At 63.8% G+C, this 26,976-nt stretch carries 29 protein-coding genes; 13 read left to right on the top strand and 16 right to left on the bottom strand.

The window, feature by feature from the left end; all coding sequences use genetic code 11:
* Positions 1 to 6: 6 nt before the first annotated feature.
* From hisC to rpsD, 4 genes are all read right to left on the bottom strand, one after another.
* Positions 7 to 1,092, bottom strand: a complete 1,086-nt coding sequence (gene hisC, locus FQU74_RS03105) for a histidinol-phosphate transaminase (RefSeq protein WP_146284969.1) — start codon at positions 1,090 to 1,092, stop codon at positions 7 to 9.
* A gap of 128 nt (positions 1,093 to 1,220) precedes the next feature.
* Positions 1,221 to 1,760, bottom strand: coding sequence for a TIGR00645 family protein (locus tag FQU74_RS03100; protein ID WP_146284968.1), 540 nt, complete (start codon positions 1,758 to 1,760; stop codon positions 1,221 to 1,223).
* Positions 1,761 to 1,923: 163 nt separating this feature from the next.
* On the bottom strand, positions 1,924 to 2,241 hold the full coding sequence (locus tag FQU74_RS03095) for a hypothetical protein (protein WP_158635519.1): 318 nt from the start codon (positions 2,239 to 2,241) through the stop codon (positions 1,924 to 1,926).
* 256 nt (positions 2,242 to 2,497) lie between these two features.
* Positions 2,498 to 3,118 carry a 30S ribosomal protein S4 gene (gene rpsD / locus FQU74_RS03090; protein WP_146284966.1) on the bottom strand — a complete coding sequence of 207 codons (621 nt, stop codon included), beginning with the start codon at positions 3,116 to 3,118 and terminating at the stop codon, positions 2,498 to 2,500.
* Positions 3,119 to 3,630: 512 nt separating this feature from the next.
* On the opposite strand from rpsD, the gene hemP reads away from it, so the two are divergent.
* The 8 genes from hemP (at position 3,631) to FQU74_RS03050 (ending at position 10,742) form a co-directional block, all read left to right on the top strand.
* Complete coding sequence (gene hemP / locus FQU74_RS03085; RefSeq protein WP_373289001.1) at positions 3,631 to 3,801, top strand: hemin uptake protein HemP; 171 nt, start codon at positions 3,631 to 3,633, stop codon at positions 3,799 to 3,801.
* A gap of 10 nt (positions 3,802 to 3,811) precedes the next feature.
* On the top strand, positions 3,812 to 5,065 hold the full coding sequence (locus tag FQU74_RS03080) for an imelysin family protein (protein ID WP_146284965.1): 1,254 nt from the start codon (positions 3,812 to 3,814) through the stop codon (positions 5,063 to 5,065).
* A 52-nt stretch (positions 5,066 to 5,117) separates the two neighbouring features.
* Positions 5,118 to 5,417 carry a (2Fe-2S)-binding protein gene (locus FQU74_RS03075; RefSeq protein WP_146284964.1) on the top strand — a complete coding sequence of 100 codons (300 nt, stop codon included), beginning with the start codon at positions 5,118 to 5,120 and terminating at the stop codon, positions 5,415 to 5,417.
* Positions 5,365 to 5,850, top strand: coding sequence for a bacterioferritin (bfr, locus tag FQU74_RS03070; protein WP_146284963.1), 486 nt, complete (start codon positions 5,365 to 5,367; stop codon positions 5,848 to 5,850). The genes FQU74_RS03075 and bfr overlap by 53 nt, the downstream gene beginning before the upstream one ends.
* 126 nt (positions 5,851 to 5,976) lie before the next feature.
* Positions 5,977 to 7,518 (top strand): di-heme oxidoreductase family protein, encoded by a 1,542-nt coding sequence (locus FQU74_RS03065; RefSeq protein WP_146284962.1) that lies wholly within the window; start codon positions 5,977 to 5,979, stop codon positions 7,516 to 7,518.
* 2 nt (positions 7,519 to 7,520) lie between these two features.
* Complete coding sequence (locus FQU74_RS03060) at positions 7,521 to 8,510, top strand: imelysin family protein (protein ID WP_146284961.1); 990 nt, start codon at positions 7,521 to 7,523, stop codon at positions 8,508 to 8,510.
* A 2-nt stretch (positions 8,511 to 8,512) separates the two neighbouring features.
* Entirely contained in the window at positions 8,513 to 9,583 is a 1,071-nt protein-coding gene (locus tag FQU74_RS03055; protein ID WP_146284960.1) for a DUF1513 domain-containing protein, read from the top strand.
* Positions 9,584 to 9,773: 190 nt separating this feature from the next.
* The gene (locus FQU74_RS03050) at positions 9,774 to 10,742 is read left to right on the top strand and encodes a type I glyceraldehyde-3-phosphate dehydrogenase (protein ID WP_146284959.1); all 969 of its coding nucleotides are present in this window, start codon (positions 9,774 to 9,776) and stop codon (positions 10,740 to 10,742) included.
* 3 nt (positions 10,743 to 10,745) lie between these two features.
* Here the strand turns inward: FQU74_RS03050 and FQU74_RS03045 are convergent, their stop codons facing one another.
* From FQU74_RS03045 to puuE, 6 genes are all read right to left on the bottom strand, one after another.
* A complete protein-coding gene (locus FQU74_RS03045; RefSeq protein ID WP_146284958.1) occupies positions 10,746 to 12,053 on the bottom strand; it encodes an aspartate aminotransferase family protein in 1,308 nt (435 codons plus the stop codon).
* An 8-nt stretch (positions 12,054 to 12,061) separates the two neighbouring features.
* Positions 12,062 to 13,045, bottom strand: a complete 984-nt coding sequence (locus FQU74_RS03040) for a phosphotransferase (RefSeq protein WP_146286187.1) — start codon at positions 13,043 to 13,045, stop codon at positions 12,062 to 12,064.
* A 63-nt stretch (positions 13,046 to 13,108) separates the two neighbouring features.
* The gene (locus FQU74_RS03035; protein WP_146284957.1) at positions 13,109 to 14,590 is read right to left on the bottom strand and encodes a nucleobase:cation symporter-2 family protein; all 1,482 of its coding nucleotides are present in this window, start codon (positions 14,588 to 14,590) and stop codon (positions 13,109 to 13,111) included.
* 89 nt (positions 14,591 to 14,679) lie between these two features.
* A complete protein-coding gene (locus tag FQU74_RS03030) occupies positions 14,680 to 15,168 on the bottom strand; it encodes an ureidoglycolate lyase (RefSeq protein ID WP_146284956.1) in 489 nt (162 codons plus the stop codon).
* 97 nt (positions 15,169 to 15,265) lie between these two features.
* A complete protein-coding gene (locus FQU74_RS03025) occupies positions 15,266 to 16,102 on the bottom strand; it encodes a bifunctional allantoicase/(S)-ureidoglycine aminohydrolase (RefSeq protein WP_146284955.1) in 837 nt (278 codons plus the stop codon).
* On the bottom strand, positions 16,099 to 17,517 hold the full coding sequence (gene puuE, locus FQU74_RS03020; protein WP_146284954.1) for an allantoinase PuuE: 1,419 nt from the start codon (positions 17,515 to 17,517) through the stop codon (positions 16,099 to 16,101). The genes FQU74_RS03025 and puuE overlap by 4 nt, the downstream gene beginning before the upstream one ends.
* Positions 17,518 to 17,666: 149 nt before the next feature.
* Here puuE and uraH point away from each other — a divergent pair, with 149 nt between their 5' ends.
* The gene (uraH, locus tag FQU74_RS03015; protein WP_146284953.1) at positions 17,667 to 18,026 is read left to right on the top strand and encodes a hydroxyisourate hydrolase; all 360 of its coding nucleotides are present in this window, start codon (positions 17,667 to 17,669) and stop codon (positions 18,024 to 18,026) included.
* Here uraH and FQU74_RS03010 read toward each other — a convergent pair.
* The 4 genes from FQU74_RS03010 to FQU74_RS02995 are packed head-to-tail and all read right to left on the bottom strand — an operon-like array spanning position 18,011 to position 21,332.
* Complete coding sequence (locus tag FQU74_RS03010; protein ID WP_146284952.1) at positions 18,011 to 18,709, bottom strand: alpha/beta fold hydrolase; 699 nt, start codon at positions 18,707 to 18,709, stop codon at positions 18,011 to 18,013. The two genes, uraH and FQU74_RS03010, sit on opposite strands and share 16 nt — an antisense overlap.
* The gene (locus tag FQU74_RS03005) at positions 18,696 to 19,469 is read right to left on the bottom strand and encodes a metallophosphoesterase family protein (RefSeq protein ID WP_146284951.1); all 774 of its coding nucleotides are present in this window, start codon (positions 19,467 to 19,469) and stop codon (positions 18,696 to 18,698) included. Before FQU74_RS03005 ends, FQU74_RS03010 begins: the two co-directional genes overlap by 14 nt.
* Positions 19,466 to 20,383 (bottom strand): diacylglycerol/lipid kinase family protein, encoded by a 918-nt coding sequence (locus tag FQU74_RS03000; RefSeq protein WP_146284950.1) that lies wholly within the window; start codon positions 20,381 to 20,383, stop codon positions 19,466 to 19,468. The genes FQU74_RS03005 and FQU74_RS03000 overlap by 4 nt, the downstream gene beginning before the upstream one ends.
* Positions 20,373 to 21,332 (bottom strand): LysR family transcriptional regulator, encoded by a 960-nt coding sequence (locus FQU74_RS02995; RefSeq protein WP_146284949.1) that lies wholly within the window; start codon positions 21,330 to 21,332, stop codon positions 20,373 to 20,375. Before FQU74_RS02995 ends, FQU74_RS03000 begins: the two co-directional genes overlap by 11 nt.
* Before the next feature lie 115 nt (positions 21,333 to 21,447).
* On the opposite strand from FQU74_RS02995, the gene FQU74_RS02990 reads away from it, so the two are divergent.
* On the top strand, positions 21,448 to 22,689 hold the full coding sequence (locus FQU74_RS02990; protein WP_146284948.1) for a urate hydroxylase PuuD: 1,242 nt from the start codon (positions 21,448 to 21,450) through the stop codon (positions 22,687 to 22,689).
* Between the two features lie 140 nt (positions 22,690 to 22,829).
* Here the strand turns inward: FQU74_RS02990 and FQU74_RS02985 are convergent, their stop codons facing one another.
* Both FQU74_RS02985 and FQU74_RS02980 read right to left on the bottom strand, forming a co-directional pair.
* Entirely contained in the window at positions 22,830 to 23,798 is a 969-nt protein-coding gene (locus tag FQU74_RS02985) for an aldose epimerase family protein (protein WP_229704329.1), read from the bottom strand.
* Between the two features lie 66 nt (positions 23,799 to 23,864).
* On the bottom strand, positions 23,865 to 24,827 hold the full coding sequence (locus FQU74_RS02980; RefSeq protein ID WP_146284947.1) for a zinc ABC transporter substrate-binding protein: 963 nt from the start codon (positions 24,825 to 24,827) through the stop codon (positions 23,865 to 23,867).
* Between the two features lie 68 nt (positions 24,828 to 24,895).
* Between FQU74_RS02980 and FQU74_RS02975 the strand changes: the two genes are divergently transcribed.
* Genes FQU74_RS02975 through FQU74_RS02965 form a run of 3 tightly spaced genes read left to right on the top strand, consistent with a single transcriptional unit; the run spans position 24,896 to position 26,932 of the window.
* Entirely contained in the window at positions 24,896 to 25,369 is a 474-nt protein-coding gene (locus FQU74_RS02975; protein ID WP_146284946.1) for a Fur family transcriptional regulator, read from the top strand.
* Positions 25,366 to 26,154 carry a metal ABC transporter ATP-binding protein gene (locus FQU74_RS02970; RefSeq protein WP_146284945.1) on the top strand — a complete coding sequence of 263 codons (789 nt, stop codon included), beginning with the start codon at positions 25,366 to 25,368 and terminating at the stop codon, positions 26,152 to 26,154. The genes FQU74_RS02975 and FQU74_RS02970 overlap by 4 nt, the downstream gene beginning before the upstream one ends.
* The gene (locus FQU74_RS02965) at positions 26,144 to 26,932 is read left to right on the top strand and encodes a metal ABC transporter permease (RefSeq protein WP_146286185.1); all 789 of its coding nucleotides are present in this window, start codon (positions 26,144 to 26,146) and stop codon (positions 26,930 to 26,932) included. Before FQU74_RS02970 ends, FQU74_RS02965 begins: the two co-directional genes overlap by 11 nt.
* The last annotated feature ends 44 nt before the right edge of the window (positions 26,933 to 26,976 follow it).

Below are 26,976 nucleotides of genomic sequence, written 5' to 3'. Positions count from 1 at the left end.
CCCCCCTTACTTCAGGCCCTTGAACTGACCGATGGCATGCGCCACGCGGCGGCAGGACGGCTCATCACCCACGGTGATGCGCAGGCAGTTGGGCAGCTTGTAGCCCGTGACGCGGCGCACGATCAGGCCTTGCGCCTGCAGGTATTCGTCACAGGCGGCCGCCTCGGCCTCGCTGGCAAAGCGCGCCAGAACAAAGTTTGCCATAGAGGTATCCGAGGGCACGCCCACCGCCGCCAGCGCCTCGGCCAGCCAATGACGCATCCGCGCGTTCTCGGCCCGGCACCGGGTGACGAACTCCTGATCCCGTACGGCGGCTTCGGCCGTCTCAAGCTGGGTGTTCGACAGGTTGAAGGGGCCGCGGATGCGGTTCAGCACATCGATGATGTCGCGGGGACCATAGCCCCAGCCGATCCTGAGCCCGCCCAGACCGTATATCTTGGAAAAGGTCCGCGTCATGACCACGTTCTGCATCGCTTCGATCAGCGACAGGCCCGCGTCGAACCCTTCCACATATTCGGCATAGGCGCCGTCCAGCACCAGAATGGCCTGCGGCGGCAGGCCGCGCGCCAGCCGTGCCACCTCTCCGGCCGAGATCATCGTGCCGGTGGGGTTGTTCGGATTGGCGATGAACACAAGTTTCGTGCGCTCGGTGCAGGCGGCAAGCAGCGCGTCCACATCTGTCACGCGCTCGCGCTCGGGCACTTCGATCGGCGTTGCCCCCGCCGCCATGGCAGAGATCTTGTACATGAGGAACCCGTGCTCGGTATAAAGCACCTCGTCCCCCGGCCCGGCGTAGGCCTGGCACAGAAAGTGGATGATCTCGTCCGAGCCCACGCCACAGATGATGCGATCGGCATCAAGACCATGCACCTCGGCAATCGCCCCGCGCAACGAGGCGTGGTCGGTCGAGGGGTAGCGGTGCAGCTGGTGCACCGATTTGGCAAAGGCGTCCTTCGCCTTGTCCGACGGGCCGAACGGGTTCTCGTTCGAGCTGAGCTTCACCACGTTGCTCACGCCGGCCACATTGGACTTGCCGCCCTGATAGAGCGCAATGTCCATGATGCCGGGCTGCGGGCGGATGGCGTCGTTCATCACATTCTCCATGACGTGTCCGCGCCGGGTTTAGCCCTGCCCCGCCTCCTTTGCCAGTAGGCAATTGGCACAGCATGGAAGAAAGGGCCGCGATTGCGGCCCCCTTCCTGCATTTCCGACCTTTCGGCCTAGTGTTTCGACGTGCGCGCCGACAGCCAGTCCATCAATGCCAGCAGCACACCCGACAGAACGAAGGTCAGATGGATGATCACCAGCCACAGCATCCGCTCGCCGTTCACCGGTGCATCGGCGGCCTGTTTGCCCACCTCCATGAACACCTTGAGCAGATGGATCCCCGAGATCGCGACGATCGAGGCGATCAGCTTCATCTTGAGGCCCGAGAAGTCGACCTTGCCCATCCACGACGGCCGGTCACGCTGATCGCCCAGGTCGAGTTTGGAGACGAAGTTCTCATACCCCGAGAAGAGCACGATCAGCAGAAGGTTCGCCGCCAGCGACAGGTCGATCAGCGTCAGGATCGCGAGGATCCCCTGATCGGCCGTCATCGAGAAGGTCTTGGAGGCGTAATAGACAAGCTCCTTGGTGAAGACGACCGTCAGCATGCCAAGGCTGACGACCAGCCCCAGATACATCGGCGCCATCAACCAGCGCGAGGCAAAGAGCCCCTGCTCGAACCGTGCCTCTATGCTGTTCTTGTCGGCACCCATGCCTGATCCTTTCCTGTTCGCTGCGCATGCGAGATAGGGTGCGGAGGCGCGGATGGGAAGGGGGGCGAGGCGAAACCAACCATACATTCGGGGCGCCCGATGAGGACGCAAGGCGGGGCTTTCTGCCGTTTTCAAAATGGCCAAGTATCGTGAGTAACCGCGACTACTGCATCAGACGTTTTTCGATCTCCTTTCGTTTTTCTGAGGCCATCCCATTCTTTCCAAAACGCAGGCCGACAGAGATGAAAAACCATCGGAAAAACCACGGGGCCACGAAAAATGCCAGAGCCATTCCAAGCACAATGCTTGGAAGGAATGTTAACAGGGGAAACGTAACCATAAGAAACGAATAGAAAATCAGTATTGGAAGAAGTGGTAGAGACCAAATCCAAAAGGTGAAGACGAAAATGGGAGCAAAAAACGGGAAGGATTCGGACTTGTCGAGCACCCACAACTCATGCAGTGCAAAACGTTCTTTCACGCGGTTGAGCATTTGCCTATCGCACCATACTTCGAAGCTGTGTGTAGTGCACAGTCACCTATAACTGAATCGGCGGCAATGGTGTAACGAATGTCCGCTTCGGGCTCATAGCGGCATATCCCGCTGCTCCCCTAAAGAACCAATGAAACGACCAAGTGAGGATACCGCCCCCCCAAAACCAAAAAGGGCCCGCTTTCGCGAGCCCCTTCCGAAGCACAAGATACGCAGGGGTTGCCCCCGAGCCGATCCGTCAGGATCAGTTCTTCGCGTAGTATTCGACGACGAGGTTCGGTTCCATGACGACCGGGTAGGGCACGTCCGACAGGCCGGGGGTGCGCACGAACTTGGCGGTCATCTTGGAGTGGTCAACCTCAAGGTAGTCCGGCACGTCACGCTCGGTCAGCGCCACGGCTTCCAGCACGATGGCCAGTTGCTTCGACTTCTGACGCACTTCGATGACGTCGCCTTCCTTGACGCGGTACGAGGCGATGTTCACGCGCTGGCCGTTCACGGTCACGTGGCCGTGGTTCACGAACTGGCGGGCGGCGAACACGGTCGGAACGAACTTGGCGCGGTAGATCACCGCGTCCAGGCGGCGCTCCAGCAGGCCGATCAGCATCTCGCCGGTATCGCCCTTCACGCGTTCAGCTTCGCCGTAGATCTTGCGGAACTGCTTTTCGGTCAGGTCGCCGTAGTAGCCTTTCAGCTTCTGCTTGGCGCGCAACTGCGTACCGAAGTCCGACAGCTTGTTCTTGCGACGCTGGCCGTGCTGGCCGGGGCCGTATTCGCGCTTGTTGAGCGGCGACTTGGCGCGACCCCAGATGTTTTCGCCCATGCGGCGGTCGATCTTGTACTTGGCAGCGGTGCGTTTGGTCATCGCTGATCTCCTTCTTTCGTTTTGTCTCCCTCAACCCCACCGGAAACCGGCAGTGCCTTGGGCCAGAAGGGCGTTGTCCTTTCCCCCGACCCTTGCAGGCTGCGGGGGCGACAGGCATCCCCTTGCGGGGGCCACCAACACCAATGAAAAGCCCCGGAGCAGGTTCCGGGGACAGGCGCGCTTATAGCCACCGCCCGGTCCGAGTCAACAGCAGATCGACAGGCAGGTCCCGGCGCAGCGGCGGCCACCGGCAAGAAATCCCAAGCAAAAGAATCGGGCTTTACAAGTCCAAGTCTTTTTGTCACCTTTCCCTCCATCCAAGCCAACCCACCTCGGGTCAGCCCGGATCGCACAGCGCACCCGAGGTACCAGATGAAAGCGAGCCCACTCGGCCCTTTGGCCCAACCCTGCCCGGAACCCAGCCTGACGGAGCTACTCCGCCAGGCGATGGCCGGGCTTCTGCCTGCATCTCCGGACCTCTCGGCCCTTCTCGACCGGATGGAGATGCCCCGATGAACATGCCCCTCGACCCTCGTTCCATGATGACACTCGCCGCTGATCAGACCCCCTGCCACGATGCCATGCTGCTGACCGAAGGCGGTAATCTGGCGCGCATCGTGCTGAACGATCAGGTCTATTCGCTGCGGATCACCCGGGCGGGAAAACTGATCCTCACCAAGTAACGGACGCACGATGAAACACCTGCTGATCGCCGCCCTGCTTTCCTCCGCCGCCCTGCCGGCCTTCGCCGTGACCGAAGCCGAGGTCGTCAAGACCTATGCCGATATCGCCGAGGCGGGCTATGCCGACAGTTTGGCGACGGCCAAGGCGCTGCAGGCGGCGGTTGACGCCCTGATCGCTACCCCCTCGGCCGAGTCGCTGGAGGCCGCGAAGGCCGCATGGCTTGCCGCGCGCGTGCCCTATCAGCAGACCGAGGTCTTCCGCTTTGGCAATGCCATCGTCGACGACTGGGAAGGCCGCGTGAACGCCTGGCCGCTGGATGAAGGGCTGATCGATTATGTCGATGCGGGCTATGGCGAGTCGGAAGAGAACCCGCTGTCGGTGCTGAATGTGATCGCCTCTCCCAAGATCAGCATCGGCGGCACCGAGGTCGATGCCTCGACCATCACGCCCGCGCTGATCAAGGACACCCTGCATGAGGCCGACGGGATCGAAGCGAACGTGGCCTCTGGCTATCATGCGATCGAGTTCCTGCTGTGGGGACAAGACCTGAATGGCACCGACAAGGGTGCCGGCGCCCGTCCCTACACCGATTATCTGCAAGGTGACGGCTGCACAGGTGGCAACTGCGACCGTCGCGCGGCCTATCTGAAGGCGGCAACCGATCTTCTGGTCGCGGATCTTGAAGAAATGGCGGCCAACTGGACCGCCGATGGCGCCGCGCGCAAGGCGGTCAGCGAGGACCCAGCCAAGGGCGTGCAGGCCATTCTGACCGGCATGGGCAGTCTCTCCTACGGCGAGCAGGCGGGCGAGCGGATGAAGCTGGGCCTGATGCTGAACGACCCCGAAGAAGAACACGACTGCTTCTCGGACAACACCCACAACAGCCACTTCTATGACGGCCTCGGCATCCGCAACGTCTATCTGGGCAGCTATACCCGCCCCGATGGCAGCGTGGTCTCCGGCCCGTCCTTGTCGGAGTTGGTCGCTGCCAAGGATGGCGCGGTCGACACCCAGCTTCGGGCGGAACTCGACGCCTCGGTCGCGGCGCTTCAGGCGTTGAAGTCGGCAGCTGAGGGTGGTCTCGCCTATGACCAGATGCTGGCCGCAGGCAACAAAGAGGGTGAGGCCCTGATCATGGGCGCGGTGAATGCGCTGGTGACACAGACCGCCTCGATCGAACGCGCGGTCGCCACGCTTGGCGTTGCCGGGATCGCCTTCGAAGGCTCGGACAGCCTCGACAACCCATCGGCCGTTTTTCAGTGATCTGACAGGCCGGCCCCCACGCGGGGCCGGCACATTACGGAAGCCCTGCGCCATGATCGTCTGCCATTGCATGAACATCACCGATCACGAAATCCGCGCCGCCGTGGACTGGATGCGCGCGTCTGATGGCGAGACGATCATCACCCCAGGGAAGATTTATCACGCGCTTGGCAAGCGCGCAGATTGTGGTGGCTGCATGCCACTTTTCCTTGCAACGATGCGCGGATGTGACAGTTTCGAGGTACCCATGCATCTGCGCGGCCTGACGAGTCGCGCCTCAGTCACAGGGAAAGTTGAACATGAAGGGCGACGCCAAGGTCATCGAGTATCTCAACGCGGCGCTGCGGTCTGAACTGACCGCAGTCAGCCAGTACTGGCTGCACTATCGCTTGCAAGAGGATTGGGGGTTCGGGCGTCTGGCAGACAAGTCGCGCGCCGAGAGCATCGAAGAGATGCACCATGCCGACAGGCTGATTGCGCGGATCATCTTTCTGGAAGGCCACCCAAATCTGCAGAAACTTGATCCGCTGCGCATTGGGCAGAACATCAAGGAGACGCTCGAGGCCGATCTGGCCGCTGAGCATGACGCCCGCAAGCTCTATATCGAGGCGCGCGAATACTGCGACAAGAAGGGCGACTACGTCACCCGGAAGCTGTTTGATGAACTGATCGCCGATGAAGAAGGCCACATCGACTTTCTGGAAACCCAGCTCGGGCTCTTCGAGAAGCTGGGCGAGGCCCGCTATGGCATGCTGAATGCCAAGCCGGCGAACGAGGCCGAGTGATCAACCCAACTGCGGGTCCGGTGCGGCAATGTACCACCGGACCCGCGAAATCATCCGTTGCACCCGGGGCAGAAATATCCGATTGAAACAGTCGGAAACGGCGACCCAAACGCCCCAGGTAGATCGATGCACGCTCCCACCACTCTTCCGTTGTTCTTGCTCGTGTTGCACTGCGCCGCCCTGACGCCTGCGCTGGCCGAGGACGCCTTGCCCCCGCTCGACGACCGGCATCTGCATGTGATCCCGCGCACAGACGCAGAGTCCGCGCGCATCGCACAGGCGCTGAACCGTCCCGACGATCCTGCAAAGTCCGAACCATTCGAGGCCAATCCGGGTGGCGCGGCAACGACGCGGGCAATCGACACGGCTGACGCGTTCTCGCAATCCTCTGAAAACATGCCCTTCGACCGCGAGATGGATTTCAAGCTGGGCAATGGGCTTTTCCGCAAGACTTGGGTTGCCTCTCCTGCATCGACGCGCGCCTCGGACGGGCTTGGCCCCTATTACAACGCCCGCGCCTGTCAGGACTGCCACATCAAGGACGGGCGCGGCCACACGCCCGAGACGGCAGACGAACCAAGAGTGTCGATCTTCCTGCGTCTTTCGGTGCCCGGCGGGACGGCGCCTGACGGGATTCCCGGCCATATCCCCACCCTGCCCGAGCCGACCTATGGCGGCCAGTTGCAGGACTTCGCAGCCAATGGTCTCGCCCCCGAGGGACAAATGGCGATCAGGTGGACCGAGGTTCCGGTGACGCTCGCCGACGGGACCACCGTATCGTTGCGCCGGCCGGAGTATTCGGTCGCGGATCCGTCCTACGGGCCGTTGCACCCCGAAACCCAGCTTTCCCCACGTGTGGCGCCGCAGATGATCGGCCTTGGGCTTCTGGAGGCGATCCCGGCGGCCGACATCCTTGCCCATGCCGATCCCGAGGATGCGGATGGGGACGGGATTTCAGGCCGGGCGAATGTTGTCGTCAGCGCGGAATATGGCGTGCCGATGCTGGGCCGGTTCGGCCACAAGGCAGGTAACCCGACCATCAAGGAGCAAAGCGCCGGGGCATTTTCGGGCGATATGGGGCTTTCCACCCCGCTGCATCCCGCGCCCTGGGGCGAATGCACCGAAGCGCAGGTTGCATGCCGCGAGGCGCCGCATGGGCAGGAGCCTGACGCCCGCGACGGGCTTGAGGTCGATAGCCAAAGCCTCGATCTTGTGACGTTCTACGCGCGCAATCTGGCCGTTCCCGCCCGCCGGAACGCCGAAGACCCCCAGGTTTTGCAGGGCAAGACGCTCTTCTATTCTGCGGGCTGTCCGGCCTGCCACGTGCCAAAGTTCGTGACCCATCGCCTGAAGGACCAGCCCGAGCAGAGCTTTCAGCTGATCTGGCCCTATACCGACCTTCTGTTGCACGACATGGGTGAAGGGCTCGCCGACAACCGCCCGGAAGGGCGCGCATCAGGGCGCGAATGGCGCACGGCGCCGCTGTGGGGCATAGGAATGACGGAACAGGTGACCGGCCATCAGCAGTTCCTGCATGACGGGCGGGCGCGGTCCATTCTTGAGGCGATCCTCTGGCACGGTGGCGAGGCTCAGCCCGGGCGTGACACTGTGGCGACCATGCCTGCCGATGATCGCGCGGCCCTTATTGCCTATCTGGAGAGCCTCTAGCCATGGCGACCACCCGAAGCCCCCTGAAACTGCGCCGCCTGCTCGCAGCGCTTTGCTTGACCCCGACATTGGCGGGTCCGGGTGCGGCTGACGTGGCGGATGTGGTGCAGGATCATGCGCTGCCCGGATACCACCGGCTGACCGGCGCAACCGCGGCGCTTGCCGGAATTGATAGCTGCGCCGCAGGTCCGCTTCGATCTGCCTGGAACGACGCTTTTGATGCCTGGCTCGATGTCGCACACCTGCGCCTTGGCCCGGTTGAAGATGACGGGCGGGTGCTGGCCATTGCCTTCTGGCCCGACCCCAAGGGGATCGGTGCACGGCAGATGACCCAATTGCTGAAGGACGCCGATCCTGCGGCGCTGAAGCCCGACCATGTGGCCGAACTTTCCGTCGCGGTGCGGGGGCTTTTCGGGATGGAACGCCTGCTCTATGCCGACCCGGCCCTGCCCGATGCCTATGCCTGCGCGTTGACACATGCGCTTGCCGATGACCTCGCCCGCATGGCGTCCGAGATCGAACGGGGCTGGCAAGAGGGGTTTGCCGCAGCACTGACCTCACCCGGACCGGGTCAGCGCTATCTGAACGACACCGAAACGCGGCAGGCGCTGATGACGGCCCTGATCACGGGGATCGAGTTCAACGCCGATACCCGAGTGGGGCGCCCCTTGGGCACCTTCGACAAGCCCCGCCCCGAACGGGCCGAGGCACGGGCATCGGGCCGCTCGCAGCACAACATCATCCGCTCGCTGACCGCATTGCGCGCGATGGCCCATGCGCTTCATGGTCAGATCCCACAAACCGATGCAGCCTTTGACCGGGCCATCGCGCAGGCCGAAGGCGTCGATCTGGCAGGCCTGGATGATCCGCAGGTCTGGCTCAAGGCCGAGATCCTCGGGCAAAGCATCCGCGCGATCCGCGATGCCGCCATGGCCGAGATTGCGCCCGCCTTGCAGGTGGGGGTCGGGTTCAACGCAGCGGACGGGGACTAACGATGCAGCGACGGGGATTTCTGGCCTCACTCGCAGCAACAACCATGGCCCCCCGTCTGGGTTGGGCGGATGCGGGAAGTCCTTCGTATCTTGCGGCCGCGCAGACGGCCACGGGCACGTACGAACTGCACGGGCTGACCCAGACCGGGGACAGCATCTTTCGCCTGCCCCTGCCCGCACGGGGACATGCCGCAACCGCCCATCCCAGCCTGCCCCATGCAGTCGCCTTTGCCCGGCGCCCGGGCACCTTCGCCCTAGTGATCGACTGCGCGCGCGGGTTGGAGCTTGCCCGCCTCACCCCGCCCCAAGGGCGGCAGCTCAACGGCCACGGCGCATTCTCTGCGGATGGTTCGGTGCTGTACACCTCGGAACAGGTGGCGGAGACATCCGAGGGCCGCATCGGGCTGTGGTCAGTGCCCGGCTATCGCCGTCTGGGCGAAATTCCCAGCCATGGCACCGGCCCGCACGAGATCCGGCGCCTGCCGATGTCGGATGATCTGCTGGTTGCAAATGGAGGGATCGCGACCGATCCGACCGACCGGACCAAGCTGAACATCGACCGGATGCGCCCGAACCTGGCCCGCGTCACGCCAGGTGGCAGCCTTGTGTCGCTGGCCGAGCCGCCAGAGGGGATGCACCAGAACTCCACCCGGCATCTGGCGCTCTTGCCCGATGGCAATGCCGCCTGCGCGCTGCAGTGGGAGGGCGACCCGGCCGAGGCGCCGCCTCTGCTGGCGCTCTGGTCCGAAGGCGCGCTGGCGCTTTGCGAGCCGCCCCTGGAAGAGGCGTTCACCATGGCGAATTACGCAGGCTCTATCGCCTGCAACCATGCCACCCGGCAAATCGCCATCACCTCGCCCAAGGGCGGGGCCGTTCAGGTCTTTGGCATGGACGGGGTTTTCCAGGCAACCCACCGGCGCGCCGATGTCTGTGGGATCGCGGCGGCTTCCGGTGGGTTCGTCGTGACGGATGGGAACGGCGCCATTTCCCGTCTCGATGCCGATGGGCTGCACCCTATGAAGGCGCATTCTGTGCAATGGGACAACCACCTGATCGCGCTGAACGCAGTTTAGGGTCAAGGCCCAGCCGAGGCCGGGGGCTGTCTGCCCCCGCGGCCCGTGCCGGGCCTTCCCCCGAGGATATTTTCCAAAGGAGAGTGCTGGGCTCGCGCGCATTGTATCGGCCACAATTTGATCATACGAAGCGGTTGCATCGACGCCTTGCGCGTGCTCATTCTGCAGGCAGCAAGGGCGGGGGGCAGCGATGCGGGTCTTCATCAACGGCTTCGGACGGATCGGCAGATCGGTGTTGCGCGCATGGGCGGGCGGCGCCGGCAAAGGTGTGCAGGTCGTCGGCATCAATGATATCGCCGCCGCCGAGATGTGCGCCTATCTCTTTGAATATGATAGCGTCTTTGGTCCGTTTTCGGGCAGCGTCGTGCTGGATCAGGGTGCGCTGGTGGTGAACGGAACCGCTATTCCACTGCATCGGACACCGGATATCTCGACCCTCGATCTTTCGGATGTTGATGTGGTGATGGAATGCACCGGTCGCGCCGACCAGCGCGATGTCGCAGCGCGGGGCTTGCGGGCGGGGGCGCGGCGCGTGCTGATTTCAGGCCCGTCGCAAGCCGCCGATCTGACCGTTGTTCTAGGAGCGAATGAGGGGCGGTTGAAGGATCAGCCCATTGTATCGAACGCCTCATGCACGACCAATGCCTTGGCGCCGCTTGCGCGGCTTATTCACGCGGAATGGGGCGTTGTGACCGGCTCGATGACAACGATCCATTGCTATACCGGCAGCCAGCCCACGGTGGATGCCCCTGCGGCGGACTATGCCCGCTCGCGCGCGGCGGCGCTGTCGATGGTGCCCACGACCACCTCGGCGCAGCGTCTGGTTGATGTAGTCCTGCCCGAGATCGCGGGGCGGCTGGAGGGCTCGGCCGTGCGGGTGCCCACCGCATCGGTCTCGGCGGTCGATCTCTGCGTGATGACCGAACGGCCCGCGACCACGGCGGCGGTGAACGAGGCCTTTCGCGCAGTCAGCGGGGTTATTGGTTGGACGGACCGACCACTGGTCTCGACCGATCTGCGCGCGCGTCCTGAAAGCATCGTGATGGCCTGCCCGGAAACCCGCGTCACCAAAGGTGGCCTGCTGCGGGTGTTCGGTTGGTATGACAACGAATGGGGTTTTTCCAACCGCATGCTGGACGTAGCCCTGCGGATGGGCTGACCGTCAGCCGCGCCGCAGAACCCGTTCAAGCCTCTCGGCAAAGAAAGCCACGTTGTCGGCGCTGAAGGTCAATGGCGGGCGGATTTTCAGCACATGACCCTTGGGTCCGGTGGCAGAGATCAGCACGCCTTCCTCCCTTAGACCGTTCACCAGACGGCCCGCGCGGGCGCCATCCGGGTGGCCATCGGTCTCGACATCAACCCCGAGGAAGAGGCCCGCGGCACGCACCTGACCCAGCCCCGCATACTGGCGCGCAAGGTCGCGCAAGGTATCGGCAAAACCTGCGCCCACTGTGCGGGCATTCTCGATCAACCCTTCATCCGCGATGACATCGAGCACTGCGTTGCCCACGGCGGCGGCCACGGCATTCCCGCCGAAGGTGTTGAAATAGCGCGCATTCTGGCCGAACTCGGCAATCACCTCGGGCCGCAGGGCAAGCGCGGCCAGCGGATAGCCATTGCCCATCGGCTTGCCCATCGAGATCATGTCGGGCACGATCCCGTGGCGGGAAAAGCCCCACATGCCGGCCCCGGTGCGCCCAAAGCCCGGCTGCACCTCATCGGCGATGAAGATCCCACCGGCCGCCCGAATTGCGGCAACGGCCGGTCCCAGAACCCCTGTCGGATCAGCAAAGACACCGTCCGAGGAAAAGATCGTGTCGACGATCAGCACCGCCGGGCGGATGCCATGGCGGTTCAGATCATCGATGGCCGCCTGCACCGCATCGGCAAAACCTTGGGCCGAGTCGCCTGCGAAGCGGCGCGGATCGGGCGGCGGAACCGTCCGCACATGGGGGCCGAGCGGCACCCCGGACCCGAGCGAGGGCGAGAATTCAGCAACCGAAGCCGTCACGCCGTGGTAGGCGTTTTCGGTGACGATCACGCCGGTGCCGCCGGTCGCCGCACGGGCGATGCGCAGCGCGAGGTCATTCGCCTCGGATCCGGTGCAGGTGAACATCACATGACCCATCTCTGCTGGCATGGTGCCAAGCAGCCGTTCCGCCAGTGTCAGCACCCGGTCATGCAGATAGCGGGTGTGGCTGGCAAACAGGCCCGCCTGTTCGGCCATCGCCGCCACGATGCGCGGATGACAATGCCCGCAGGACGCCACGTTGTTGTAGGTGTCGAGATAGGCGCGCCCCCCAGCATCGTAGAGCCAGACGCCCTCGCCCCGCACCAGATGCAGCGGATGTTCGTAGAACAGCCGATAGGCTGGACCAAGCGCTGCCTGACGACGCGCAACCAGCGCGGCCTCACCCTCGGGCAGGGCCGTTGCGCCGGGACGGAAGGCATTGGGCATCGGATCTTGCATGGCGGGCCTCATGGACGTGGCAGGGCCAGGATGCCTGCCTTGGCGGATGGGAAATTGCGCAGGATATAGGTGGCGTTGTCGGGCCAGCGGGCCGCGCGGTGGCTGGTGATGGCGATGGTCGTGACCATACGGATCGCGGTCAGGCCCGGCAGAAGGGCGCTTTCTTTCGGCAACAAAGGCAGGGAATCTGCCCAGCCCTCTGCAACCTCGGCAAGGCTCGCCAGCGGCGCGGCAGGGTCGATCTGGTAGGACGCGGCCACGGCCAGATCGCAGATGCGCGGCGTGCGCACCATGTCGCCAAAGTCCAGCACACCGGCGACAACGGTCGCGTCATCCTCGGCGGTCAACAGGTTGTGCGGATTGAGATCGGCATGCACAACCTGCCACGGCAGGGCATCAAGACCGGGTCGTATGGCATCGAACCAGTCGAGCCATTGCGCGCACAACTGGCGCAACGCATCATCCGCGATATCGGGCACCAGGGCGCGCAGGCTAGATGCCTGCTTGATGTCCCATTGCAGATGATGCCCGGCGGCGGGATGATCGAACCCCTCCAGCGCCCGTGTCAGCCGGCCGGCCATGGCGCCCACCCCGCGCCGCAGCGGCGAAGACGGTGGGGCAAGATGGGCAGGCCGCCCCTCGACCCAGCTGAGCAACCGCATCAGGCTGCCGTCGACCAAAGGCACCTCGGTTGCGCCATCGGCTGCCGGAATGACGCGCGGCACCGGCAGGCTCGGGTCTTTTGCAGCTATATGCTGCAGGGCGAGGTTCTGGAACCGGGTAATCTCAGGATCTTCCTGCCGGTTGGCGAACTTGAGGACATATCGCCCGCGTTCCGATGACACCCGCCAGTTGAGGTCTCGTTCAGAGGTCAGGCGATCAAGCCGACCCTCGATGCCCCAGTGGCGGACAAGCAGATCGAGGCTCTCCCGCTCTGACAGGTCAGGCGGGGCAGTGTTCAGGCTGGAGCCAAGGGGGGTATCGCCAGTCATGCGCGCAGCGAACAGGAAAACGCCCCCGGCGGCAAGGCCGGGGGCGACATTCAGTGTCGGCAATCAGTGATCTGCGACCGAAGCCGCCGCCTTCACATCTTCGACGCTGCCCTTGGCACCATTGAAGAAGGCGTTCAGGGCGACGGCCGCGATCGAGGCGAGCAGGATGCCGCTTTCGATCAGCGGATGCAGGCCATGGGGCATCCATTGCTTGAAGTTCGGCGCAACCAGCGGGATCATCCCCATGCCGAGGCTGACCGCCACAACAAAGAGGTTGTTGCGATTGCTGGAGAAATTCACGCCCGAGAGGATCCGGATACCGGTCGCCGCGACCATCCCGAACATCACGAGCCCTGCCCCGCCCAGCACCATCGTCGGCACGCTTTCGACAAGCGCCCCCATCTTTGGCACAAGGCCCAGCACGATCAGGATGATGCCGCCTGCCACGCAGACAAAACGGCTCTTGATGCCGGTGACGCCCACAAGGCCCACGTTCTGGCTGAATGAGGTATAGGGGAAGGTGTTGAAGATGCCACCGATCAGGGTGCCAAGACCATCGGTGCGCAGGCCAGCCGAAAGCATCTTCTGGTCAACCTGCTTACCGGTCATGTCGCCAAGCGCAAGGAACATGCCCGTCGATTCTATCATCACGACAATCATGACCAGCGTCATGGTCAGGATCATCACCGGATCAAAGGTGGGCATGCCAAAGTGGAAGGGCGTGATCAGGCCGAACCAGGCAGCCTCGCCCACCTTGGAGAAGTTCATGGCCTCGATGGCCACAGCAATCACCGCGCCGATCACGATACCCAGCAGGACCGAGATATTGGCGATGAACCCGCGCGCAAATCGCGCGATCATCAGGATCGACAGCAGCACGACGGCCGATACCGCGATATTGCCCAAGGGCGCATAGGCCGGGTTTGGCACCGTTGCCGCAGCCGCCAGCTTTGCGGGCATTTCGGGCAGGCCAGCGGCAACCGCGCCCTCGCCCGCCGCTTTCAGCCATTCGGCATGGGCAGGATCAACCATCATCGGCGCGGTGGGGCCGACGGGGTTTCCGAAGATCCAGTTGATGCCGATGCGCATCAGGCTGACCCCGATCACCAGAATGATCGTGCCCGTCACAACCGGCGGAAAGAACCGCAGCATGCGCGAGACCAGCGGCGCAATGAGCATGGAGATGATGCCCGCCGCGATGATGGCGCCGAAGATGCCCCGCGCACCCTCTGGCCCGCCGTTCGCGTTGGCCATAGCGACCATCGGGCCGACGGCGGCGAAGGTCACACCCATCATCACGGGCAGTTTGATGCCGAACCACTGGGTCGCACCAAGGCTCTGGATCAAGGTTGCGATGCCGCAGACGAAGAGGTCAGCCGAGATCAGAAAAGCGACATCGGCCGGATCAAGCTTGAGCGCCCGCCCGACGATCAGCGGCACGGCGACGGCACCGGCATACATCACCAGAACATGCTGAAGCCCGAGTGCAAAAAGCTTCGGGGGCGGCAGAAATTCATCCACCGGATGGACCGAGGAGGTTGTCATGGTCTTCCCTTTCCTGCGGGGGATGTTGATTTTTCGCGCCGTCTCCGCGCCTCCCCCGAAGGTCACGGTCCGGTTAGGTTCCCGGCCGTTCAGCCGGGAAGAATGGTGTAGGGTTCGGGGAACCAATGCTCCTCAAGGTTGGGCGTGGTGCCGATGCGGTCGATCACCGCGAAAAGGCCGGGCTCGGCCAGCGGAGTCAGCACGCCATGCCAGGTGCCGCGGTACAGGTTGATCGCCTGCTCGCCGTCAGTCACAAAGGCGCGCGGGGTGCCGGGTGTGCCACCCACATCGGGGGCCACGATGACGAGGAAGGGATCGGCGCTCATCGGCACGAAGGCCTGTGAGCCTTCGGGATGCCGCTCGACCATCTCGAGCCGGTAGGGAAACTGGCGCGGGATCGCCTTGAAGATCGACAGCCCCGCCCGCCCCTCTGGCCCGAAATCGAGGCGCGCCCGATCGTGGAAACGCCCGCAAAAGCCCTGGTTGATCAGGCGGTCAGGTGCGCCGGTTGCGTCCAGAACATCGCCGAAAGGGGCGAATTCGGCTTGTGTCAGCAATTCGGTGCGGATCTGGCGCATTATGGATACCTGCGCGGAGCGGCCCACGCCGGGGGCGCTTCGCCCCCCGGACCCCCAGAGGATACTTTGAAAAAGAAGATTGGGGCGGCCACCCGGATCATCGGCCAAACGCCCCGGTGCCGCGCAGCTTTGCGTGGCGGTTCACGTCCTTGTAGAGCAGATAGCGGAAGCGACCCGGACCAGCCGCATAGCAGGCCTGCGGGCAGAAGGCGCGCAGCCACATGAAATCGCCGGCCTCGACCTCGACCCAGTCTTGATTGAGCTTGTAGACCGCCTTGCCTTCAAGCACGTAAAGGCCGTGCTCCATCACATGGGTTTCCTCGAACGGGATCAGGCCACCGGGCTGGAAGGTCACGATGTTCACATGCATGTCGTGACGCAGATCGTCAGGCTCGACAAAGCGGGTGGTGGCCCATTTTCCCTGCGTTTCCGGCATGGCATTGGGGGCGATGTTTTGCTCATTCGTCACGAATGCCTCGGGCGCGGGGACACCGGGGGCAGCTTCATAGAGCTTGCGGACCCAGTGAAAGCGCGCGGGCGCGGACCTGGCGTTCCGCACTTGCCAGACGCAACCTGCCGGCAGGTAGGCATAGCCGCCCGGGCCAAGGTCATGCTCTTTCCCGTCGATCGAGAGCCAGATCTCGCCCTCGGTCATGAAGATCACGCCCTCGGCGCCGCTTTCGGGCTCGGGCGCGGTGGAGCCGCCACCGGGGCCGACCTCCATCACATATTGGCTAAAGGTTTCCGAAAACCCCGACATCGGGCGGGCAATCAGCCAGAGGCGCGTGTTGGTCCAGCCCGGCAGTGCGCTGGTGACGATGTCTGAAAAGCAGCCCTTCGGGATGAAGGCATAGGCAGGCGTAAAGACCGCGCGTTGCGTCATCAGCGCAGATTGCGGCGGCAGGCCACCGGGAGGGGCGTAGTAGGTGGTCATGGCAGAATGTCCTTCAGCCGCAGTTCCGCGATGCGCTCGACCTGAGCGCAGGCGGTCGCGAACTCGGTGGCGTTGTCATTGGCGATGCGCGCGTTGAACGCCGCGAGGATCGAGGCCTTGGTATTGTCGCGCACGGCGATGATGAACGGAAAGCCGTGACGCGCGACGTAGTCGTCATTCAACCGCTGGAAGGTTGCGCGCTCTTCATCTGTCAGCGCATCCAGCGCGGCGCTGGCCTGCTCGGCGGTGCTTTCAGCCGTCAGGCGTTTGGCCTGTGCGAGTTTTCCCGCAAGGTCGGGGTGGGCGCGCAGGACGCCAAGCCGCTCGTCCGCACTCGCCGCGCGGAACATCCGCGCCAGCGCATTGTGCAGACCCGTGGCTGTGTCATGCGCCGGGCCAAGCTCAAGATCAAAGGCGCGTTCGGCGATCCAGGGCGAATGTTCGAAAATTGAACCAAAGCGTTCGACAAAGCGGTCGCGCGTCATCTGAGAAGGCCGCTCGAACCGCTTGTGCGGATGGGTCTTTCGCCAGTGATCGGCAATGTCGATCCGGCGCGGAAACCAGACGCCTTCGTGCGATTGTGCATAGTCAAGGAACCGGATGAGCCCAGCGATCTTGCCCGGCCGCCCGATCAGACGATTGTGCAGGCCGATGGAGAACATCTTCGCCTGCCCGGCCTGCCCCTCGGCATAGAGCACGTCGAAGCTGTCTTTCAGATACTGATAGAACTGCTCGCCGGTGATGTATCCGGGCGCCGTCGCAAACCGCATGTCATTGGCTTCAAGCGTGTAGGGGATCACCAGTTGATCGTGATCGCCCACTTCGCGCCAATAGGGCAGATCATCGTCATAGGTGTCGGAGATCCAGTCAAGCTGCCGGGTTTCGGCCGTCAGGCGCACGGTGTTCATCGAGCAGCGCCCGGTGTACCAGCCGCGCGGCGGCGTGCCGACCACCTCTTCATGCAGGCGGAAGCTTTCGGCGATCTGGCGGGCCTCTTCCTCTTCCGGCATGTCGCGGTGATCGACCCATTTCAGGCCGTGGCTTGCGATCTCCCACCCGGCGGCCTTCATCGCGGCGACCTGTTCGGGATTGCGCGCAAGTGCGGAGGTTACGCCATAGATGGTGACCGGGATACTGCGTTCGGTGAACAGCCGGTGCAGGCGCCAGAAGCCTGCGCGCGCGCCGTAATCGTAGATCGATTCCATGTTCCAGTGGCGCATACCGGGCCAGGGCGCGGCACCAGCGATGTCAGAGAGGAACGCCTCACTGGCTGCATCACCATGCAGCAGGTTGTTCTCGCCCCCCTCTTCATAGTTCAGGACGATGGAAACGGCGATCCTTGCGCCGCCCGGCCATGCCGCATCTGGCGGATTCGGCCCGTGGCCTCTGAAGTCTCGGGGGTAACGATTTGCCATGTATCACCTCTGTCTTGGGCACAGATTAGGCGCCAGATACGAAAACTTTTTTCAAAAAAACCACTAAAGACCTATTCAGCAACTGCGTGATCGCCAGACGGGCGGTTTGGCTGCAAACTGCGCCCGGGTTCATCAAGGAAGGAAGCACCATGGCAGAGGGCCGGCTGACGACACATGTTCTGGATACAGCGCGGGGCAAGCCTGCGGCAGGGGTCAAGATCATGCTCTACCGGATCAGCGGCAACAGTCACCGCAAGATTGCCGAGACGGTGACCAATGCCGACGGCCGGACCGATGCGCCCATGCTGGCGGGCGACAAGCTGACCGAGGGCAGCTATGAACTGGTGTTCTGTGCAGGCGACTATCTGCGCGCCAGCGGACAAGCGGCTGAGGGCACGTTGTTTCTGGACGAGATCCCGATACGCTTTGGCATCCCCGACCCAAGCCAGCACTACCATGTGCCGCTGCTGATCTCGCCTTTCGCCTATTCCACCTATCGTGGAAGCTGACGGCGCCTGCCGCCCGCTGCTCTGGCGATGCGCAAAAGCCTCCGACGATCGCCTGTGACCAGCGCATCGACAAGCCCCTGAAGGCCCGTCTGCTTCAGGTGCGGACCAAGCCTGCCATGCGTGATGCCATCAAACAGGATATGGTCGACGCCCCGTTGAAGCGGGAAGGACATGGCCTGCACCCCATCATCGGCAAGTCCATGCATCAGGCAAATCCATGGACGCGCGGGCAGCGGGCAGACGGGCCGGCGGAACATGCCCACGCGCTGCGCATGGTCGCGCCAGCGCGGCTCGTCAAGGACGGCCGGGTCGATGCTGAACTGCGGGCCTATCGCCAGAACCGCATCGATGGGCAGCAGGGACGCTGCGACCAGCGCCGAAAACGCACCCATCGAGACACCAATCGCCACGATCCGCGTCAACTTCTGGCGCGACATGGCATGGTGCAGGGCAGACCGTACGACGCTGTCGAACTCGGGCGCATTGGCCCAACTGCGGCTTGCGTCGCGGATGAACAGCGCACCACGCCCGCCGCGCACAGCCATCTGCCTGAACTCTGGTTCCGGCATGCGGTCAGGATCGTGGCCTATGCTCGAAAACACCATGACCAGTGTGCCGCCCACGCCGGGGGCATAGTCCACGGCAAAGGGCAGCGGCACCAGTACGGGTTCAAGCGACGACATGCGGAAAGCTATGCGCCCGCCCGACGGCGGCAAAGGCTCCCGTCTCATCCGCGAGGATTGTCTGCACCTCGATCGCCTTGTCGCGAATGTCGAGCAGATTGAAGGCATTGGCCTCGGCCCGGCGGCGCCAGGAAAGCCCCGTCCCGGCCTGCACGAACAAAAGCCCCGGTGCTGCGGTAAAAGGCCCTGCATGACTGACATGGATATGTCCCGACAGCACCATCCGCACCCCCATCTCCGGCAAGCGGCGCAGCGCGAGTTCAGCCCCCTGCATCAGCCATTGCTCCTCTCCCGGCAGGTGTTCAAGCGGGTGATGCATCGCCACGATCCGCAACCTGTCTCCGGCAGTGGCAAACAACGCCTCCAACCGATCGAGCATCGCCGCGGTGATGCGGCCCTGCTTCCAGGCCAGCGGATTGGCGGTGTTGATCCCCGCGACGATCACCTGCGCATCCTGCCAAACGCCTTCCAGATCGCGCGCAAGGCCCTGGCGCCACGCGCGCCAGGGACAGATCAGGCGGGCGGCGATGTTCCATAACGGGATATCGTGGTTGCCCGGAATGCACAGCACCGGCACACCAAGCCGGTCGATGAAGTCGCGCGCCTCGGCGAATTGATGTGACTGCGCCCGCTGGGTCAGATCGCCCGAGATGACCACAAGGTCAGGCGAAAGATCGGCGATACGGGAACAAAGCGGCGCCAGAAGCCCTTCGGATGTTGCCCCGAAATGCAGGTCCGACACATGAACGATTCGCGTCATACGGCAACCTTGTCGGCCGCGTCGGGCACGATGATCGACAGCGCCATCGGCTCGATCCGGAACTCCAGCGGGTCAGACATGCGACGCTTTTCGCCATCGAAAGCAACGCGCGGGCGGGTGCGGCCGGTCTCGACCGTCAGGTCATGCGCGTAGATCAGATCGACATCCCGCCCCACCTGCACCCGGCGCAATGCCAGACGCATCGCAAGCTTGAACAGGTCCCACCGCGTGCCCCCGTGAACGACAAAGACCGCGAACTTGTCATCGCTGATCGCCTGCGCGCCCTGAAGGCCAAAGCGCTCCAGCTGATAGGCGGATCGCGCCACGAACACGAGCGGCGTGCGCAGGTCCTGCAGGTGTCCGTCGGCTGTCAGGCGCATCCGCATCGGGCGCTGAAACCGCACGAGGGTGCGCGCCACCGACCAATGCGCCATGATACGCGAACGGCCCCAACGCGCGTAGATGTCCTCGCGCGCCTGCAGGATCGTGGGATAGATCCCAAGGCTTGCGTTGTTCAGGAAAAGCTGCCCGTTCACCGTACCGGCCGAGATACGCCGGGTGTGCCCGCCCAGAATGGCACGGGCCGCGGCCTCTGGCTCCTGCGGCAGGCTGAGGCCGCGGGCAAAGTAGTTGAAGGTCCCAAGCGGCAGCACACCGAGGTTTACATTGGTGCCAAGCAGCGCATGCGCGACCCCCATCACCGTCCCATCGCCCCCGGCAGCCACGATGGTCGAATGGCCATCCGCAACCGCCATGCGAACGAAGGCATCCAGATCATCGCCCTTGCGCCAGCGCCGCAACTCGACGCCAGGACCAAAGGCCGCCATTGCGCGCTCGATGGCGGCGGCGTCGCGGCTGTTGCGCCCGGAACCCGGATTGGCCACCACGCAGATACTGTTCGGGTCAATCGGCATGCGTGGGTCCTGTATCAGGCGCCCCGGTTCGCAACTCCTGCATCCGCTGCGCCATGTCGGCCTTGATCCGCGCAATCATGAAATCCACGAAGAGCCGGATTTTCGGATCACGAAACCGCCGGTGCTGGCTGAGGCATGAGAGTTGCGTTGCAAGCGGCGGCGTGGCCGTGGCAACCGGCACAAGCCGCCCGTCGCGCAGATACTCGGCCACCTCGAAGATCGGCTTCATCACGATGCCGCGCCCGTCCAGTGCCCAACCGGTCAGCACATCGCCATCGTCCGTCTCAAACGGGCCCGCGATCTCAAAACGGCGCGGCCCTTCGGGTGTCTGCAAGGTCCACTGGAATTCACGCGCGCCAGGAAAACGCAGGTTCAGGCATTCGTGCCGATCCTCGACCAGCGCCGCGCCATCGACCGGATTGCCCCGCCGCGCAATATAGGCCGGCGAGGCGCACAGCACGCGGGGGCAATCGGCAACCAGACGCACCTTCAGCGTCGAATCCTCGAGGATGCCCAGATGGAAGGCCACGTCCAGCCCCTCGGCCGTGACATCGACATTCCGGTCCGACAGGCGCAGACGCACATCGATCTGCGGGTAGTGATCCTTGAAGGCGGGCACCTGCGGCCCGATGAACCGGCGCCCGATCCCGAGGGGGGCGGCGACAAAGATCGTGCCACGCGGATTCTGGGTGACATCGACCACCGCCGCCTCGGCCTCGTCGATCGCCTCGAGCACTTTGCGCGCCCCGTCATAGAAGATGCGACCATTCTCTGTTGGCTGGAGGCTTCGCGTCGTGCGGTTGAAAAGCCGCACGCCAAGATGCTTTTCAAGCTCGGTTATCCGCGACGAGGCCACGGCCGGAGAGGTCCGCTGATCCCGGGCTGCCGCACTCATGCTGCCCAATTCATAGACACGGACGAACATCTTGACGTTGTTCACATAGGACATGCGCGCGCCCCGCCATTTTCTTCGAGCTTTTGAAAGTGATCCCGTATTTGATGGAATTATCCGAAAAGATGCGCGTCGGTATACCTTTTTCAACAGCCATCAGAGAGGTCGGTCGATGTATGATTTTGCCGTGATCGGAGAATGGATCGAGTTCGCCGTCCGCTGGACCCATGTGATCACGGCCATCGCCTGGATCGGGTCGAGCTTCTACTTCATCGCGCTGGACCTTGGGCTTCACCGCGACCGCAACCTCGCCAGCGGCGCCGATGGCGAGGAATGGCAAGTCCACGGTGGTGGATTCTACCATATCCAGAAGTATCTCGTCGCGCCTGCGTCGATGCCCGACCACCTCGTATGGTTCAAATGGGAAAGCTACATGACCTGGATCACCGGCTTTCTTATGCTGGTGCTGGTCTACTACCTCGGCGCCGAATTCTATCTTGTCGATCCCAATGTCATGGAGTTGGAGATCTGGCAGGCCATCGGTATCTCTGTCGCCTCGCTCGCCTTTGGCTGGATCGCCTACAACACGATCTGCAAGACCTTTGTGAATGCCAACCAGACGGCGGTCATGCTTGCGCTTTTCGTGGTGCTGGTGGGCATGAGCTACTTCTACACATCGGTCTTTTCGGGCCGCGCGGCGCTGCTTCATCTGGGTGCGTTCACCGCCACCATCATGTCGGCCAACGTCTTCTTCATCATCATGCCGAACCAGCGCATCGTGGTGGCCGACCTCAAGGCCGGCCGGAAGCCCGATCCGAAGTACGGCAAGATTGCCAAGCAGCGTTCGACCCACAACAACTACCTGACGCTGCCGGTCATTTTCCTCATGCTGTCGAACCACTATCCGCTGGCTTTTGCCACGCCATGGAACTGGGTGATTGCCTGCCTCGTGTTCCTGATGGGTGTCTCGATCCGGCACTGGTTCAACACCCACCATGCGCGTCAGGGCAATCCGCACTGGACCTGGGCTGTTACCGTGCTTCTGATGCTGGTCATCGCCTGGCTGTCCTCGATCCGGCATGAGGCGCCCGAGGCAGAGCAGCAGGCCACGCTGGGCCCGCAAGCTCTGGTCTACGCGTCGGCTCCGGGGTTTGAGGATGTCACCTCGATCGTGCAGGGGCGTTGTTCGATGTGCCACGCGGCCGAGCCCTCATGGGAGGGCCTCTACTGGGCGCCCAAGGGCGTCGTTCTGGAAACGCCCGAACAGATCGCACATGAGGCGAAGCGCATCTACCTGCAAGCAGGCATCACCCATGCCATGCCGCCCGCGAACCTGAGCTATATCGAGCCCGCCGAGCGGCAGGCCATCGTACAATGGTTCGAAGGTGCCGACGGGTCAGCCCCCGGCATCTGACGAGAAAGGGGGGCTGTCTGCCCCCCTCGCCCTTCGGGCTCACCCCCCGAGGATATTTGGAGAAAGGAAAGAGAGCGGGACTGCCTTTTTGTCCCCTCGCCGTACCCTTCGCCGAGGGCGCAGTTCGCCCTGCGCCAACCTCAGACCGAGAAGCGCCACTCCATCGCCTGAACCTTGCTGCCGCCTGCCGGCACCGTGACCGTTGGAAAGGCGGGTTGGTTCGGGCTGTCCGGCCAGTGCTGCGGCTCGATCGCCAGACCTTCCCATGCGGGGCGACCGGGACGACCGGGCTTGCGGTTGTCATAGACCTGAATGCCGGGTTCGGTCGTGGCGACAACCATCGTCACACCGCTTGGGCCGGTCAACCACAGCACGTCGCGCATCGATGTGGGCGCATCCGACAGGCAGAAGTTAGTATCGAGCGACGGCGACTGCGGGCTGATGATGCGCCCTTGTCGCAAATCGAGATCGGTGTCGGTCAGTGCAAGAAGCCGTCCCGTCGGGATCAGGTCCTCGTCCACCTCGGTCACATGATCGGCTGCGATGCGCAGGGTATGGCCCGCCCATTCGGCACTGCCGTCAAGATTCCAGTAGGAATGGTTGGTGAAGTTCACGATGGTCTCGGCGTCGGTCGTCGTGGTCACCGTCAGGCGCAAGGTTGCCGGGGCCTCGATCTGCCATTCGGCCGTGACATGCCGGTTGCCCGGAAATCCGCCCTCGCCATCGGGCAGGTCCAACGTCAGCACCAGCCGCGTCTCGCTGGCCGATCCGATCTTCCACAGTTTGAACTGCGTGCCCGCCCCACCGGAATGCAGGGTATGCCGGTCAGCCTGATTGGCCGGAAACCGGCATTCCTTGCCGCCCACCTGAGCCCGCGCGCCGCCGATGCGGTTGGCGACCGGTCCGACAAGCGATCCGTGGTGCCGCATCGGCCCCTGATAGTCGGCCACATTGTCGGAGCCAAGCGTAAGGCCGTAGCCAACGCCATCGAGCCGGACATCCTGCAGGATCGCACCCAGCGTCAGCACCGTGGCCGAGAGGCCCCCCGCCCGTAGCGTGATGGCTTGCACCATGTCTCCGGCCTCTGTTCGGCCAAAATCGCGGATCATGCACCCCTCCCGTTCCGTTTGCGCTATCAACAGGCGGTCGGGGTGTGCAGTCAAGCCCCGCGCGTCTCAGCCCTCGGCCAGACAGGCGAGCAGCGTGTCGGCCACTCCGTTCAAGACCGCCAGATAAGCCCCCGCATCCGGCGCAACCGTTACGCCTTCGGGGTCAAGCGCCCCGCCCAGTTTGACACCGGTCAACTCGGCCATCTGTGCCAGCAGCTTCGGGTCATGGCCCGCTTCGGGGAACAGGCAAAGAGCGGTCGATCCGGCGGCCTCTTGCAACTCCTTCAGATGCGCGGCACCGGGGGATGTTGCATCGCCAGCAGCAACTGAACCTGCCAATGTCAGCCCATAATGCGCGGTGAAGTATCCATATGCGTCATGAAACACCACGAACGGGCGGTCGTGAAGCGGGGCAAGCTGTTGGGCAAGGTCAGCATCCGCCTCGGTGATGCGCGTCTTGCCAGAGGCGGCATTGGCGGCATAAGTCGCGGCGTTCTCGGGATCAAGGCGGGCAAGTTCGGCGGCGATTGCGTCCAGCCAATGCATCCCGTTCGCAGGGTCTAGCCACGCGTGCGGGTCCATGCCGTCGTGGTCATGATCATCAACCGCTTCGGTGCCGTGGCCGTCATGATCTTCATGCTCGGCGTGATCCGTGTGATCGTCATGATCAGTATGGTCATGCGGGGCACTGTCCCCAAAGGGCTGCAGGTGCGTGCCCTCTACCGCCAGCAGGCGCAGCTCTGCCCCGCCGTCGAGGCCATCAAGTGAGCGGTCAAGCCACGGCGACATCTCGGGGCCCATCCAGACCACCAGATCGGCATCGGCCAGTGCCGCCGCCTGCGAGGGGCGCAACTGGAAGTCATGTGCGTTCGCCCCCTGCTCCAGCAGCATTTCCGGAGAGCCGAGGCCACCCATGACCATCGCGACAAGGCCCTGCGCCGGAGCGAAATCGGTCACCACGCGCGGAACCTCGGCCGTGGCGGCGGTTGCAGCCATACTGGCAATCGCAACGGATATGATATAACGCATCGTGTCCCCTTTCGCATCTGCGGCCGGGCATCTATGTATGTAATACTATAACACGTCAAGAGGCCGCGATGCATCCGACCTTCCACGCGCATGACCACGCGCATTGCACTGGCGATGTGATGGCCCGGGCCGAGGCGATCACCGCCGCGAATGGCGCGCGACTGACCCCGGTGCGGCGTCGGGTGCTGGAGATTCTGCTGGAGGCGCATCGGGCGATGGGGGCCTATGACGTGCTGCAGCGCCTTGCCGCCGAGGGGTTCGGCAATCAGCCCCCCGTCGCCTATCGCGCGCTGGATTTCCTTGTCGAGCAGGGTCTCGCACACCGGATTCAGCGCCTGAACGCCTTTACCGCCTGCATGCATGCGGGCGAGGCACATGCCCCGGCTTTTTTGATCTGCCGCGTCTGCGACACGGTTGCCGAGGCCCCGGTGACCCCGATCCGCGCCGCGCTGGACGAAACAGCCGCAGCGCTCGGCTTCACGGTCGAGCGCGCCAGTATCGAGGCCATCGGGCTTTGCCCAAACTGTGGGGACACGGCATGACCGCGCTGATCGAGGCCCGCAACATCTGTGTCCGCGTTGGCGGGCAAGAGGTGCTGCATGACGTGTCGATGCAAATCGCCCCGCGTGAGATCGTAACGATCCTCGGCCCGAATGGCTCTGGCAAGTCTACGCTTCTACGCGCCCTTCTGGGCATCCTGCCGGTCAGCCATGGCGCGGTCAGCCAGCGGCCGGGCCTGCGGATCGGCTATATGCCACAAAAGCTGCACATCGACCGCACCATGCCGCTTTCGGCGAGCCGGTTCCTGTCGCTTCCCGGTCGCCACACTCAGGCGGAAACGCAGGCGATGCTGACCCGCGTTGGTGTGCCCGAGGTGGCAGACCGGCCGATGACCGGACTTTCGGGCGGGCAGTTCCAGCGGGTTCTTCTGGCGCGCGCGCTGTTGACCCGGCCAGAGCTTCTGGTGCTGGACGAGCCGACGCAAGGCCTTGATCAGCCCGGTGAGGCGGCCTTCTACCGGCTGATTGATGAGGTCCGGGACGAGACGGGTGCGGCTGTGCTGATGGTCAGCCATGACCTGCATGTGGTGATGAGCGCATCTGACCGCGTCATCTGCCTGAACGGCCATATCTGCTGCGAGGGCACGCCGCGTGTTGTTTCCAACGCGCCAGAGTATCGGGCCCTGTTCGGTCTGGGCACGCAAGGGGCGCTCGCGCTCTATCAGCACGTCCATGACCACGACCATACCCACGATGATCATACGCATGATCACGATCATGCGCATGCGCACGATGACAAGCATGGGCACCATCATCATGCTGGATGATTTTCTGTTCCGCGCGCTGCTGGCCGGCGTCGGCGTTGCGCTGGCCACGGGTCCGCTTGGCGCTTTCGTCGTCTGGCGGCGCATGGCGTATTTCGGCGATTCAACCGCGCATGCCGCGATTCTGGGGGTGGCGCTGGCGCTGGCGCTTGATCTACCGATCGGGCTTGGCACGTTGGTTGTGTCACTGGGGGTCGCGGTGGCGGTGGCAACGCTTGCCGCACGGGGCTGGGCGATGGATACCACCTTGGGCGTGCTGGCCCATTCGGCGCTGGCCTTTGGCCTGCTTGCCGCAAGCTTCGTGCCCGAGGCGCGGACAGATCTGTCGGCCTATCTGTTCGGCGATATCCTTGCCGTATCGCGCACCGATCTGGCCTTCATCTGGCTGGGCGCGCTGGCAGTTGTGGCGCTGCTGGTCTGGCGTTGGTCGGCCCTGCTTACGGCGACGCTGAACGAGGATCTGGCGGCGGCTTCGGGCATCAACCCCGACCGTGAACGGCTTGTCCTGACGCTCGCGCTGGCCTTGACCGTCGCAGTGGCGCTGAAGGTGGTGGGGGCGCTTCTGATCGCGGCCATGCTCATCATCCCGGCGGCCGCAGCGCGCGGGCTTGCGCGCAGCCCCGAGGCGATGGCGGTGCTTGCCTCGGTCGTGGGGGCAGCGGCCGTTGCGGGGGGGCTGGGCCTCTCGCTGCACATGGATACGCCGGCGGGCCCGTCGATCGTGGCGGTGGCGGCCGTGGCCTTTGCGCTGGTCGCAGGTTTGTCGCGGCGGCGTGGATAGGAGAAAGGCCGGGCACCCATCGGGCACCCGGCCAATCGTCAAAA

It is taken from the genome of Gemmobacter aquaticus (assembly GCF_007859075.1).
Lineage (GTDB): Bacteria > Pseudomonadota > Alphaproteobacteria > Rhodobacterales > Rhodobacteraceae > Gemmobacter > Gemmobacter aquaticus.
Note: the sequence above shows the minus strand (reverse complement) of the source record. Positions and strands in the feature narration are given on the sequence as shown.